At 69.1% G+C, this 12,626-nt stretch carries 13 protein-coding genes and 1 tRNA gene; 9 read left to right on the top strand and 5 right to left on the bottom strand.

What is annotated here, in order from left to right; genetic code table 11:
* Window positions 1-8: 8 nt before the first annotated feature.
* Together EDF50_RS12470 and EDF50_RS12465 are read left to right on the top strand one after the other, a co-directional pair.
* The gene (locus EDF50_RS12470; RefSeq protein ID WP_123519859.1) at window positions 9-500 is read left to right on the top strand and encodes a hypothetical protein; all 492 of its coding nucleotides are present in this window, start codon (window positions 9-11) and stop codon (window positions 498-500) included.
* On the top strand, window positions 497-955 hold the full coding sequence (locus EDF50_RS12465; RefSeq protein WP_123519858.1) for a hypothetical protein: 459 nt from the start codon (window positions 497-499) through the stop codon (window positions 953-955). Before EDF50_RS12470 ends, EDF50_RS12465 begins: the two co-directional genes overlap by 4 nt.
* Window positions 956-987: 32 nt before the next feature.
* On the opposite strand, the gene EDF50_RS12460 is transcribed toward EDF50_RS12465, so the two are convergent.
* The gene (locus EDF50_RS12460) at window positions 988-1,587 is read right to left on the bottom strand and encodes a hypothetical protein (protein ID WP_123519857.1); all 600 of its coding nucleotides are present in this window, start codon (window positions 1,585-1,587) and stop codon (window positions 988-990) included.
* A 104-nt stretch (window positions 1,588-1,691) separates the two neighbouring features.
* A tRNA-Leu gene (locus tag EDF50_RS12455) sits at window positions 1,692-1,775 on the bottom strand.
* 108 nt (window positions 1,776-1,883) lie between these two features.
* On the opposite strand from EDF50_RS12455, the gene EDF50_RS12450 reads away from it, so the two are divergent.
* From EDF50_RS12450 to pknB, 7 genes are all read left to right on the top strand, one after another.
* The gene (locus tag EDF50_RS12450; protein ID WP_123519856.1) at window positions 1,884-2,597 is read left to right on the top strand and encodes a DUF3662 and FHA domain-containing protein; all 714 of its coding nucleotides are present in this window, start codon (window positions 1,884-1,886) and stop codon (window positions 2,595-2,597) included.
* Window positions 2,594-3,115: an FHA domain-containing protein gene (locus EDF50_RS12445; protein WP_123519855.1), complete on the top strand. Its 522-nt coding sequence runs from the start codon at window positions 2,594-2,596 to the stop codon at window positions 3,113-3,115. Before EDF50_RS12450 ends, EDF50_RS12445 begins: the two co-directional genes overlap by 4 nt.
* 6 nt (window positions 3,116-3,121) lie before the next feature.
* Window positions 3,122-4,369 (top strand): PP2C family serine/threonine-protein phosphatase, encoded by a 1,248-nt coding sequence (locus EDF50_RS12440; RefSeq protein WP_123519854.1) that lies wholly within the window; start codon window positions 3,122-3,124, stop codon window positions 4,367-4,369.
* Between the two features lie 85 nt (window positions 4,370-4,454).
* Window positions 4,455-5,810 (top strand): FtsW/RodA/SpoVE family cell cycle protein, encoded by a 1,356-nt coding sequence (locus EDF50_RS12435; RefSeq protein ID WP_123519955.1) that lies wholly within the window; start codon window positions 4,455-4,457, stop codon window positions 5,808-5,810.
* Window positions 5,810-7,285: a penicillin-binding protein 2 gene (locus EDF50_RS12430; RefSeq protein ID WP_123519853.1), complete on the top strand. Its 1,476-nt coding sequence runs from the start codon at window positions 5,810-5,812 to the stop codon at window positions 7,283-7,285. The genes EDF50_RS12435 and EDF50_RS12430 overlap by 1 nt, the downstream gene beginning before the upstream one ends.
* Window positions 7,282-9,060, top strand: a complete 1,779-nt coding sequence (locus EDF50_RS12425) for a protein kinase (protein ID WP_123519852.1) — start codon at window positions 7,282-7,284, stop codon at window positions 9,058-9,060. Before EDF50_RS12430 ends, EDF50_RS12425 begins: the two co-directional genes overlap by 4 nt.
* A gap of 155 nt (window positions 9,061-9,215) precedes the next feature.
* A complete protein-coding gene (gene pknB / locus EDF50_RS12420) occupies window positions 9,216-10,922 on the top strand; it encodes a Stk1 family PASTA domain-containing Ser/Thr kinase (RefSeq protein ID WP_123519851.1) in 1,707 nt (568 codons plus the stop codon).
* Window positions 10,923-10,977: 55 nt separating this feature from the next.
* On the opposite strand, the gene EDF50_RS12415 is transcribed toward pknB, so the two are convergent.
* Genes EDF50_RS12415 through EDF50_RS12410 form a run of 3 tightly spaced genes read right to left on the bottom strand, consistent with a single transcriptional unit; the run spans window position 10,978 to window position 12,553 of the window.
* Window positions 10,978-11,616 (bottom strand): aminodeoxychorismate/anthranilate synthase component II, encoded by a 639-nt coding sequence (locus tag EDF50_RS12415; protein ID WP_123519850.1) that lies wholly within the window; start codon window positions 11,614-11,616, stop codon window positions 10,978-10,980.
* Window positions 11,613-11,774 (bottom strand): hypothetical protein, encoded by a 162-nt coding sequence (locus EDF50_RS16845; RefSeq protein WP_199738779.1) that lies wholly within the window; start codon window positions 11,772-11,774, stop codon window positions 11,613-11,615. Before EDF50_RS16845 ends, EDF50_RS12415 begins: the two co-directional genes overlap by 4 nt.
* 2 nt (window positions 11,775-11,776) lie before the next feature.
* Entirely contained in the window at window positions 11,777-12,553 is a 777-nt protein-coding gene (locus EDF50_RS12410) for a class E sortase (RefSeq protein ID WP_123519849.1), read from the bottom strand.
* Window positions 12,554-12,626: the final 73 nt, after the last annotated feature.

The raw sequence follows: 12,626 nt of genomic DNA, 5'->3' as shown, positions 1-12,626 counted from the left end.
GTACACGCATGTCCGACGGCCCATCGACGACCGGCATCGAAGCCGAGCGCACGATCCTCCGAGACATCGGCCGGCAGCTGTACGGCCTGCTCCCGACCGGCTTCGACCGGATCGTCATGAAGACCAGCATCGCTGGGGGCGTCATGGCCGGTGAGACGGTCCTGCTCCACATAGACGGGAGCGAGGACTACGCGCTGCCCGACGAGACGACCTTCCGGGCGGCACGCGACCTCCGGAAGGCGATGCACCGACCCGGTTCGGGGACCTGGTTCACCGCGGTGTTCACGGTCACGGCGGTCGGCAAGATGAGCGCGTCGTACGACTACGACCACGAGCCGGAGTTGGGGCACTTCTCCGCGGATGCCTACAGGGCCGACCTCGATCGATTCCCCCGCACCCCCGAGAACACCCCCGACTGGCTGGCTGCCATCCTCGCCGGCGCCCCGACCCGCCACGACCTGGCCGGCCGAGCCGACGGTGGGGGTGAGGCCGAGCGATGAGCGAACACGACACCGTCGGCGGCGGCGTCCCGACCGAGCGTGACGCCCTCCGTCGGGTGGGTCTCGCCGTCCACCGCATGATGCCTCGAGGCTCCGTCCGGGCAGAGTTCGACTTCTCCGAGGTCGGAGGCGTCCGGGTGGCATCCGTGGGTTTCTTCGACGAAGCCGGTCACGAGTCGTCCACTCCCGACACGGACGAGGCGGGCGCCGCCGCCTCCGACCTCCGACGGCTCATGTACCGAGCCGACGTCGGAACGTGGTTCAGCGCCCGCTTTCGGGTCACCGCCGCCGGCAAGCTCGGCACCTCGTTCGACTTCGACCACCGCGCTCCTCACACCTGGATCGACGACCAGGCCTACCTCGACGATCTCGAGTCGTACCCACGGCCCGCCGAGGCGATCCCTGGCTGGCTCGCCGCCGTCATCGCCTCGCGATCGGCCGGAGGCTCTCCGTGACCGGCCTCACGGGCTGATCGGGCCGAGACGCCTCAGAGCGGCAGCACGGCCTCGAGGGCGAGCGGGTCACCGTCGATGGCGATGTCGTTGAGCTGTCGGCCGACGAACTCCGCGGCCTCGACCGTGTCCGACTCGATCCGGTGCCCCGTGCCCGCGACGACGAGCGCCCAGGCGACCGGCCCCCCGGAGGCGCGGGTCACCTCGAGACGGCAGCGCGTCAGTTCGCGGTCCTGTCCGAATCGCATGTCCGACAGGTCGGCGATGACCATGCACTCGAGGTCGTCGAGGAACCCGTGGAGGGTGGCGTCCCTCGCGATCTCGAGCCGCGCCTCCTCGTCGAGGTCGTCGGCGGACGAGGTGAACCGCGTGCCCTCGACGGTCCGGACGATCCACGAGACGTAGTCGCCGACGGTGACGAAGGACTGCATGCTGCTGATCCTCGGCCCGATGTCGGCGTGCGCATACACGGGGGGCAGGTCGGTCACGCTGGCCACGACGCCGTCGCGGCGACCCACCACGCGGCGGTCGGAGTCGACGACGATGCGCTGGTTGCGCGGCACCCACGGGGCCTTCGGGAACTCGTCGAAGAGCACCTCGTCGAACTCGAACACGACACCGCTCTGCTGGCTCATCGCACCAGCCAAGCACCTACAGGCAATTGAGCAGGCCCGGAAACGGGCCGGAAGCGGGCCCGGGAAAGTGAAAAGGCCCACCCGGAGGTGAGCCTTCACGTTCGTGCGCGAGGGGGGACTTGAACCCCCACGCCCTTTCGAGCACTGGCACCTGAAGCCAGCGCGTCTGCCAATTCCGCCACTCGCGCGAACTCGTAGACTTTAGCACGCGTCGGACGCCCGAAAGAGCACCGGTGAGTACCTTTCACTCGTTCGGGCTAAGATCGGGCGACCAGAGACCCCGAACCTGGAGACCCATGGGACTGCTCGACAATTTCGAACGCGAGTTGGAGCGTGCCGTCAACGGTGCCTTCGCCAAGACGTTCCGTTCGGGCGTGCAACCACTCGAGATCACGAACGCCCTGCGCCGCGAGCTCGACACCAAGGCGGCGGTGGTCTCGCGTGACCGCATCCTCGTGCCCAACGAGCTCCAGGTGCGCCTCGCCCCCATCGACTACGAGAAGATGTCGGGCATCGGTCCGGCCCTGATCGACGAGCTCACCCAGCTCACCCAACGTCACGCCACGGCCCAGGGGTACCAGTTCGCCGGCCCGCTCGGCATCCGTCTGCGAGAAGACGACTCGCTGAGCGTCGGCATCATGACCGTCGACTCTCGCAACCTGCGCGGCGAGGTGCAGTGGAGGCCGTTCGTCGAGATCGACGGCAAGCGTCGCGAGCTCAGCGGTGCCCGTACGATCATCGGCCGCGGCAGCGACGCCGACATCACCGTGCAAGACACGGGGACGTCCCGTCAGCACGTCGAGATCCTGTGGGACGGATCCCGCGCCCAGGTCCGCGACCTCGGCTCGACGAACGGCTCCAAGCTCAACGGCAACCCGCTGACGAAGGCGCCGCTGCAGCCCGATTCGGTGATCCAGATCGGTCGTACGCGTATCGTGTTCCGCGTGCTCCCCCAGTCCTCGACGCCCGAACCCTTCGACGGGCCCGACTCGACGGGTGGCCGACGATGACCTCAGCCCTCACCCTGCTGGTGCTCCACTTCGGCTTCCTGGCCGTCCTGTGGCTGTTCGTCTTCGTGATCGTGTTCGCGCTGAGAAGCGACCTGTTCGGGCAGCGGGCACGCAAGATGCCCGCCGACGGCACACCCGGCAAGGCGAGCTCGACCGCCACCGCGCCTCCTGCGCCCGCCCCGCGCGCCGCGCCCGCCGCGCCGGCGCCGACCCCGCAGGGTGATGGCCGCGCCACACGCCTCGTCATCACCAAGGGCGCCAAGGCGGGCCTCGAGATGCCGCTCGGCGACGGGCCGCTCACCATCGGCCGATCGCAAGAGAGCAACCTCGTGATCCGCGACGACTACACCTCGACCCACCACGCGCGTCTCATGCTCTGGAACGGCCGCTGGGTCGTCCAAGACCTGGACTCCACCAACGGCACGTTCCTCGCCGGCGAGCGCGTGTCGGTCCCCACCCCCGTGCCCACGGGCGCGACCGTGACGATCGGGCAGACGAGCTTCGAGCTCCGGCGGTAGGCCCTCATGACGACGCACGCCAAGAGTGCCGCTCTGTCCAACGTGGGCAAGATCCGGTCCAACAACCAGGACAGCGGCTACGCCGGAACGCAGTTGTTCGTCGTGGCCGACGGCATGGGCGGGCACGCGGGCGGCGACGTGGCCTCGGCCATCGCGATCCGGCGGATCCGCGAGACCGACCGGGTCTACACCTCGCCGGGTGATGCCGAGTTCGCCCTGCAGTCGTCGCTGATCGCGGCGAACCAGCTGCTGGCCGAGACCGTGTTCGAGCACCAAGAGCTGACCGGCATGGGCACCACCGTCAGCGCCATGCTGCGCGTCGGTGACAGCATGGCGATCGCCCACATCGGCGACTCACGCATCTACCTGTTCCGCGAGGGCGAGCTCAGCCAGATCACGGCCGACCACACCTTCGTCCAGCGCCTGGTCGACAGCGGGCGCATCACGCCCGAAGAGGCGGCCGTGCACCCGAGGCGCAGCGTCCTCATGCGCGTGCTCGGCGACGTCGACGCGGCCCCCGAGATCGACACGGCGACCCTCGGCACGCAGCCCGGCGACCGCTGGCTGATCTGCTCGGACGGCCTCAGCAGCTACCTCGCCGAAGAACGCATCAAGAAGGCCCTGGCCATGGGTCTCGACGCCGAGCAGACAGCCAGGCGCCTCGTCAAAGAGACGCTCGACCACGGCGCCCCCGACAACGTCACCGTCGTCATCGTCGACGTCGACGAGTCGGACGACTCGGCCCTCGACGAACCCGTCACGGTCGGCTCCGCCGCGGTTCCCCTCAGCTTCGACAGCGACGCCGGCCGCAAGCAACTGCGTCTGCCGACGATCCTGCTGCACCCCCTCAAGGTCGCCACGACGCCGGAAGACAGCCACTTCGAGCCCGAGAGCGACGAGTACCTCGCCGAACTCATCGCCGAGGACAAGCGCCGGCGTCGCCGTCGCCGGATCACCTGGCTGACCGCCCTCGTCGTGGCGATCGCCGCACTCGTGGCAGGGCTCGTGCTGACCTACCAGTGGACGCAAGACCACTACTACGTGGGCGAAGAGCAGGGCACGGTCGTCATCTACAAGGGCGTCCAGCAGAGCCTCGGGCCCATCGGCCTCTCGAGCGTCTACGAGACCACCGACGTCCAGGTCGACGACCTGCCGAACTACACGCAGACCACCGTCGAAGACACCATCAACGCCGGCTCCCTCGCGGACGCCCGGGCGATCGTCGAGAGGTTGGCCGATGCCAGCAACCCCTGACGCACCCGGCGGCGACGCGACCGAGGTCATCGGTCGCGTAGGAGGCGCGCGCAAGCCGTCCGCGAAGGCGTCGCGTCCCACGAACATGACGCAGGCGATCTCGTTGCGACTGCGCGAACCCGCGCGGCTGCGCAACCTCGAACTGCTCATGCTGTTGATCGCCTGCGGTGTCGCGGCCGGAGCGATGGTGCTCGTCCAGCTCGGCGCGACCGGCGAGGTCGACCCCACCGTGCTGATCGCGGGGTCGATGGTGCTCGGCCTGGCCCTGATCTTCCACGTGGTGCTCAGGGTCGTCGCCCGCGAGGCCGACCCGTTCGTCATGCCGATCGCCGTCACCCTGAACGGCATCGGCATCGCCATGATCTACCGGCTCGACCTGGCCGAGGGCCGCGAGGGCTGGGGAGCGCTGGGCATCAAGCAGATGGTCTGGACCGTCCTCGCGATGGTGATCGCCCTCGCCGTGCTGCTCGTGATCCGCAACTACCGGGTGCTCTCGCGCTACCGGTACATCGCCATGTTCGTCTCGATCGTGCTGCTCCTGCTGCCTCTGCTGCCGGGCATCGGCCGCGAGGGACTGAACGCCCGCGTCTGGATCGACATCGGTCCGTTCTCGTTCCAACCGGGCGAGATCGCCAAGATCACGCTCGCGATCTTCTTCGCCGGCTACCTCGTCACCGCCCGCGACAACCTCTCGCTGATGGGGCCGAAGGTCCTCGGCATGCGGTTCCCCCGACCGCGCGACCTCGGACCGATCCTCATCGTCTGGCTCGTGGCCATGGGCGTGCTCATCTTCCAGCGCGACCTCGGCACCTCGCTGCTCTACTTCGGGTTGTTCCTCGTCATGATCTACGTGGGCACGGGGCGGGCCAGTTGGATCGTCCTCGGCGTCGGGCTCTTCCTCGGCGGCGCCCTGATCGCGAGCACCTTCCTGGGCTACGTGCAAGGTCGCTTCGCCGCCTGGTTGAACCCGTTCGCGCAGTCCGAGTACGACGCCGTGGGCGGGTCCTTCCAGCTCGTCCAGGGCCTCTTCGGCCTCGCCAACGGTGGACTGATCGGGACGGGGCTCGGCCAGGGTCGGCCCCAGACCACGCCCCTCGCCGAGAGCGACTACATCTTCGCGTCGCTCGGTGAAGAACTCGGCCTGGCCGGGCTCTTCGCGATCCTGGCCCTCTACCTGCTGCTCGTGTCGCGCGGCTTCCGCATCGGCTTCGTGGGGCAGGACGACTTCGGTCGCATGCTCGGCGTCGGCGTGGCGTTCGTCGTGGCCCTCCAGGTCTTCGTGGTCATGGGTGGAGTGACCCGGGTCATCCCGCTCACGGGCCTCACCGCTCCCTTCCTCGCCGCGGGCGGCTCGTCGCTCGTGGCCAACTGGATCATCGTGGCCCTGCTCCTGCGACTGTCCGACTCCGTGCGCAACCAACCGAGGCTGGTGATCGGCTGATGAACAAAGAACTCCGACGCGTGAGCTACGTGGTGCTCGCCATGTTCGTCGCGCTCTTCCTCTCGACGACCTACATCACCGCGTTCCAGGCCGACGCGCTCAACGCCGACGCCCGCAACTCGCGGGCTCTGCTCGCCAGCTACTCGGCCCAACGTGGCCCCATCCTGGTCGGCGGGCAGGCGGTCGCCCAGTCCACCCCGGTCGATGACCAGTACGAGTTCCAGCGCACCTATTCGCAGCCCGATCTCTACGCGCCCGTCACCGGTTACTACACGCTGGGCCAGGGGGCACGGGGCATCGAGGACGCCATGAACCGGTACCTGACGGGAAACGCCAACTCGCAGTTCTTCGACCAGGTCAACTCGTTGCTCACGGGTCAGGACCCCGAGGGGGCCACGGTCAACCTCACCCTCGACCCGGCGGTGCAGCAGGCGGCGTACGACGCCCTCGGCTCGAACTCGGGCTCGGTCGTCGCGATGGACCCGAAGACCGGCAAGATCCTCGCCATGGTCTCCAAGCCCAGCTACGACCCCAACCCGCTCGCCAGCCACGACCGTCAGACCGTGACCGACGCCTACGACTCGCTCATCGCCGACCCTTCGGCACCGCTGCAGAACCGGGCGATCCAGGGCGACCTCTACGCACCGGGGTCGACCTTCAAGCTGATCACGACGGCCGCGGCGCTCGAGAGCGGCGACTACACGCCCGACAGCGAGTTCCCCAACCCGGCGACGTTGACCTTGCCCGGCACCAGCACCGACATCAACAACGCCGAGGGCGGAAGCTGCGGCGGTGGTGAGACGGCCACGATCGCCACGGCCCTGCGACTGTCGTGCAACATCCCCATGGCCCAGCTCGGCCAGGCCCTCGGGGCGAAGGCACTGCAAGAACAGGCCAAGAAGTTCGGTTTCGGCGACAAGTCGATCGGCGTCCCCCAGGCCGTCACCCCGAGCCAGTTCCCCATCGAGGACTCCAAGGGCCAGGCCATCAACGACGCGACCCTCATGCTCCAGTCGTTCGGGCAGGGGTCGGACCGCGTCACTCCCTTGCAGATGGCCATGGTCTCGGCCGCCATCGCCAACGGCGGCACCGAGATGAACCCGACGCTCATCGAGAGCGTCCTGAACCCCGACCTGAGCCCCGTCGAAGATTTCTCGCCGTCCGAGTACGGCAAACCGATCAGCTCCCAGACTGCGGCCACGATGACCGACATGATGGTGCAGGACGTCGCGAACGGTGCGGCGAGCAATGCAAGAATTGACGGCGTCGACGTCGCCGGCAAGACAGGAACGGCCGAGAACGGCCCCGGCGATCCGTACACCCTCTGGTTCACCGGGTTCGCGCCTGCTGCTGATCCCGAGGTCGCGGTGGCCGTCGTGGTCGAGAACGGCGGCGGACAGGGCCAGTCCGCATTCGGCAACAGTGTCGCGTCACCGATCGCGAAGAAAGTACTAGAGGCGGTGCTGAACAAATGAGACCATCCGGCGGAGTCACCTTCGGTGGGCGTTACCAGCTGTCGACCCGAGTCGCCATCGGCGGCATGGGCGAGGTCTGGGAAGCCACCGACCTCGTCATCGGCCGCACGGTCGCCATCAAGATCCTCAAGGACGAGTACCTGGGCGACCCGGGCTTCCTCGAGCGCTTCCGCGCCGAGGCGCGTCACGCCGCACTCGTCAACCACGAGGGCATCGCCAACGTCTTCGACTACGGCGAAGAAGAAGGCAGCGCCTACCTGGTGATGGAGCTCGTCCCCGGCGAGGCCATGTCCACCGTCCTCGAGCGCGATCGCGTCCTGCCCACCGACAAGGTCCTCGACATCGTCGCGCAGACCGCGTCGGCGCTGCAGGCGGCCCACGCCGCGGGGCTCGTGCACCGCGACATCAAGCCCGGCAACCTGCTCGTCACGCCCGACGGCCGGGTGAAGATCACCGACTTCGGCATCGCGCGCATCGCCGACCAGGTGCCCCTGACGGCCACCGGTCAGGTCATGGGGACCGTCCAGTACCTCTCGCCCGAGCAGGCCAGCGGCCACCCGGCGTCGCCCAGCACCGACATCTACTCGTTGGGCATCGTCGCCTACGAGGCCCTGGCCGGCCGTCGCCCGTTCACGGGTGAGTCGCAGGTCGCCATCGCGATGGCGCAGATCAACGAGCAGCCGCCCGACCTCCCGTCGACGGTGTCCGAACCCGTGCGTCGCCTGGTCCTGTCGTGCATCGCCAAGAAGCCGGGTGAACGACCCGCGACCGCGTCGGCCCTCGCCCAGGCCGCCCGAGCCCTCCGCCGCGGCGACGTCGCCGCGGCGACCATCGCCGTGCCGGCGATCGGTGCGGCCGCCAACACGCCAGCCGACACGGCGACCCAGGCCTTCAACGCCCAGGACGCCACGACCCAGCTCTTCGATCCGATGGCCACCCGGGCGCAGAGCGCCGCGGGCGGTGCGGCGGCGGGCTACGTGGCCGGTTCCGCCGACCCCGACGCCCTGCGCGACGGCGACCACGATCCCGTCGACGAGAAGAAACGCAGCCCCTGGTTCTGGCCTCTCATCGTCCTGGCCGTCCTGGCCGTGATCGCCCTCGTCGTCGGCATCGTCTTCGCGGTGGGCAACGCCGACGACCCGGTGCCGGCTCCGACGACGTCGAGCTCGACGCCGTCACCGAGCCGCACGACGGTCACCCCGTCGCCCACACCGACGTCGGTCACCGTCTCTTCGGGTGACTACGTGGGGTTGACCGAGGCCGCAGCGCGCGCCGCCCTCGAAGACCTCGGCCTGCAGGTCGACTCGGCGGACGCCGGGTCGAGTGCGCCGAGCCCCGACCAGGTCGGCACCGTCGCGAGCATCGATCCCACGGGGGCGCTCCAGAAGGGCTCCTCGGTGACGATCTACATCTACCGCGCCGCCCCGACCCCCGCCCAGCCGTCGACGCCGACCGCGACCCCCGGGCAGATCGCGGCGGGCGAGGACGCCACCATCAACTGGCCTGCCTACGCGGGGTGCCCGACCGGTTACTCGCTCACCGGCTACTCGTACACGATCACCGGTGGGACCGACACCTCGGGCCAGGCCTCCGGTGGCCTCGGCGCGAACGCGACGTCCCTCACGGTGACGGCGACCGCCGCCGGCAACCTGACGGTCAGCTACGTGGCCAACTGCGGTCAGATCGCGTCCGAGCCCTCGCCGGGCGTCACCATCACGGTGACGGCCCCGGCCACGAGCGCTGAACCCGAGCCCACCGACACGCCCGCTCGATGACGTGGTCGTGACCCCGGTCGTGCAGACGACCGGGGTCACGAAGCCCTGACAATCATCCCTCCGGCCTAGGTCCGTACCCAGTCCGGGGGAGTCCGCCCCGGTACACTGGCTCCGACCGTGACGCCAGACAGGGGTGGGTCGTTGGGAGAACAGGCGTGGCTGAAGGTGTGAGAGAGAGCATCCATCTCCTCGCCAACCGGTATCAGATCGGTGACCTGATCGGCCGCGGTGGCATGGCCGACGTCCACGTCGGCACCGACGCCCGGCTCGGTCGCAAGATCGCCGTCAAGTTGATGAAGCCCAGCCTGGCCACCGATCCGGCCTTCCGCTCGCGCTTCCGCCAAGAGGCCCAGGCCGCCGCCCGCATGGCGCACCCGACCATCGTGCGGGTCTTCGACGCCGGCGAAGAGGTCGTCCGCGACAGCCGCGGTCTCGACGTGGTCGTCCCGTTCATCGTCATGGAGTACGTCGAGGGGCGCCTCCTCAAAGACATCGTCGCCGAGGGCCCGCTCGATCCCGACGAGGCCGTCCGGGTCACCGCAGGCGTGCTGACGGCTCTCGAGTACTCGCACCGTGCGGGCGTGGTCCACCGCGACATCAAGCCCGGCAACGTCATGCTGACCAACTCCGGTCAGGTCAAGGTGATGGACTTCGGTATCGCCCGAGCCATCAGCGACTCGGCGGCCACCGTCGCGCAGACCACCGCCATCCTCGGCACCGCCCAGTACTTCAGTCCCGAACAGGCGCGTGGCGAGACCGTCGATGCCCGCACCGACCTCTATTCGACCGGCGTCATGCTCTTCGAGTTACTCACGGGCAGACCGCCTTTCACGGGCGACAGCGCCGTCGCGGTCGCCTACCGCCACGTCAGCGAGCCTCCCGTTCCGCCGAGCACCGTCGAGCGAGCGGTCAGTCCGGCGCTCGACGCCGTCGTCCTGCACGCCCTGACCAAAGACCGCTTCGACCGTTTCCAGAGCGCAGCCGAGTTCCGTGACGACCTCGAGGCAGCCGGTGCCGGTCGTGCCCCGGCCCGTCGACCCCACACGGTCGACGCCGGCTCCACGCTCTTCGGCGTCAACCCGCACTCGAACGCCGGCAGCGAGGCGGCGTTGAAAGAGTTGCAGTCCGACGACACGGGACGTCCGCAACGAACGCAGACCCGGCCCCCCGTGGCCTGGATCTGGGCCGGCATCGTGCTCGTGGCAGTCGTCATCGTGGCCGTCGTGTTCTGGGTGGTCAACCTCTCCCCGCCCACGGTCGACAACGCCCAGTCGTCCCGCATCCCCGACCTCGTCGGGGTCAGCTTCGAGACCGGGTCCGCCCGCCTCGACGAACTGGGCCTGACAGCCGTGCGTGCCGAGGCGACCAGTCCGACGATCGACGCCGGGGACATCATCTCCACCGACCCACAGCCCGGCACGTCGGTCCCGAAAGAGTTCGCCGTCACGGTGACGGTCTCGTCGGGGCCACAACTCGTCGCGATGCCCTCCGTCGCCGGACAGACCGTCGACGCCGCGTGGCAGGCGATCACCGACGCCGGTCTCGAACGGGGTCAGCAGAGCTCCGACTACTCGTCGACGGTGCCCGAGGGGTCCGTCCTCACGTCAGAGCCGGCAGCGGCCTCGCAGGTCGCCCTCGGCTCCGGTGTCGACCTCGTGGTGTCCAACGGGCTCGTGCAGCTCCCCGACGTCACCCGGCAGCCCTCTGAAGAGGCGATCACGACCCTCCGTGACCAACTCGGTCTGACGGTCACCCCGCAGTCCGACCCGGGCTGCAGCGGTGAGACCGTGTCGGGCATGAGTGTTCCGCCCGGCGACGTCGCTCAGGGTTCGGCGGTCACCCTGCGCATCTGCACCGGCTGAACCCGTTCAGGGCGAGACGGTCGGCGCCGAGAGCCGGGTACCCAGGGGCCTGCGTTCAGCCGAGGTGGATGAGCGGGTCGAGCCCTCTGGCCGTCTCGGCCGCGCCCGGCAGGCCGGCGACCGACAGCCAGTTGCCGATCATCTGGTAGCCACCCTGCGTCAGGACCGACTCGGGGTGGAACTGCACCCCGTAGACGGGCGATGACCGATGGCGCAGGCCCATGATGACGCCGCCCGTGGTGCGCGACGTCACCTCGAGCGTCTCGGGAACCGTCTCGTCGACCACGGCGAGCGAGTGGTAGCGCGTCGCGGTGAACGGCTGGGGCACCCCGTCGTAGAACGCGCTGTCGTCGTGCTCGACCTTCGACGTCTTGCCGTGCATCAACTCGTCGGCGTGCGTGACCGTGGCCCCGAGGGCCTCGGCGATGGCCTGATGCCCGAGGCAGACGCCCAGCAGCGGCTTGTCGGCTGCCAGAGCGGCGTGCACGACGTCGACGGAGACGCCGGCAGCCGCCGGTGTGCCCGGGCCGGGCGACAGCAGGACGGCGTCGTACTCGGCGATGCGATCGGCGGTGTCGGCCGCGTCGAAGGCGTCGTTGCGGACGACGTCCGTCTCGGCCCCCAGCTGCTGCAGGTACCCGTTCAGGGTGTAGACGAAGCTGTCGTAATTATCGAGGACCAGGATGCGCGTCATGGTTGCTCCACGGTGACGTCGGGGGTGGGCAGGAGCTCGTTCACGTAGGGGAAGACCCACTCGAAGAGGGCGAACAGCACGGCGGCGATCAGGACGAGCACGAGCACGAGCCGAACCCACCAGGGGCCGGGCAAGATGCGCCAGAGGGCGGAGTACACGATCAGCCTCCGATTCCGGCGGCGGCGAGCTCGGCGGGGGCCCCGGCCGACAGCGGCTGCCACGAGTCGTACACACCGTAGGCGACGATGCGTTCTTGCGCGGTGAACATCGGGTTGCAGCTCGTCAGGGTGATCAGCCGGTCGCCCGAGGTCGCCGACACGTCGGGGGCGTCGGGCACCTGCTGCAGCACGGAGACCTGCGTGGCCTGGACGTACTGCAAGTTACGGAACGAGTAGGTGAACCATCCGTCCTGGGTCTGGACGTACATCTTGTCGCCCTCTTGCAGGTCGGCGATCTTGTTGAACGGTGCTCCGTACGTGGTCCGGTGCGCGGCGATGCCGAAGTTGCCGACCTGCCCCGGCATCTGGGTCTCGTCGTAGTGGCCGATGCCGATCTTGTTCAGGGTGCGCACGGTGCTCGTGCCCCCGGCGATCGGGACGGCGTAGTCGGCGCCGAACCGCGGAACGTAGAAGTTGGCGAACGTCTCGGCCTCGGCAGGAGTCGCCCCCGCGGGCGGTTCGCCGTACGAGCCGTCGGCAGAAGGCTCGGGGGCCGGAGTCGCGGCCTGCTCGAACCGTTCGCTCAGTCGAGCAGCGTCGCCCTTGTAGGCGTCGGCCACGACGAGGTCGTTGAACCACTGCTGCCACCCGATGAACAACAGCACGAGCACCCCGGCGGTGATCAGCAGCTCGCCCAGGACGCTGATGAAGGAGGCGCGCGATCGTCGCCGACGCGTCGTGCGCGGCGAGAGCGGGGCCTCGCCCCCGTGGACCGTCATGATTCGATCCTAGGCGGCGTCCCGTGCCTCCGAGACGGCGGGACACCTCGGTGGACAACATGTGGAGAGGATG

The organism is Frigoribacterium sp. PhB24 (assembly GCF_003755185.1).
GTDB lineage: Bacteria > Actinomycetota > Actinomycetes > Actinomycetales > Microbacteriaceae > Frigoribacterium.
This window is presented reverse-complemented; position numbering and strand designations above follow the sequence as displayed.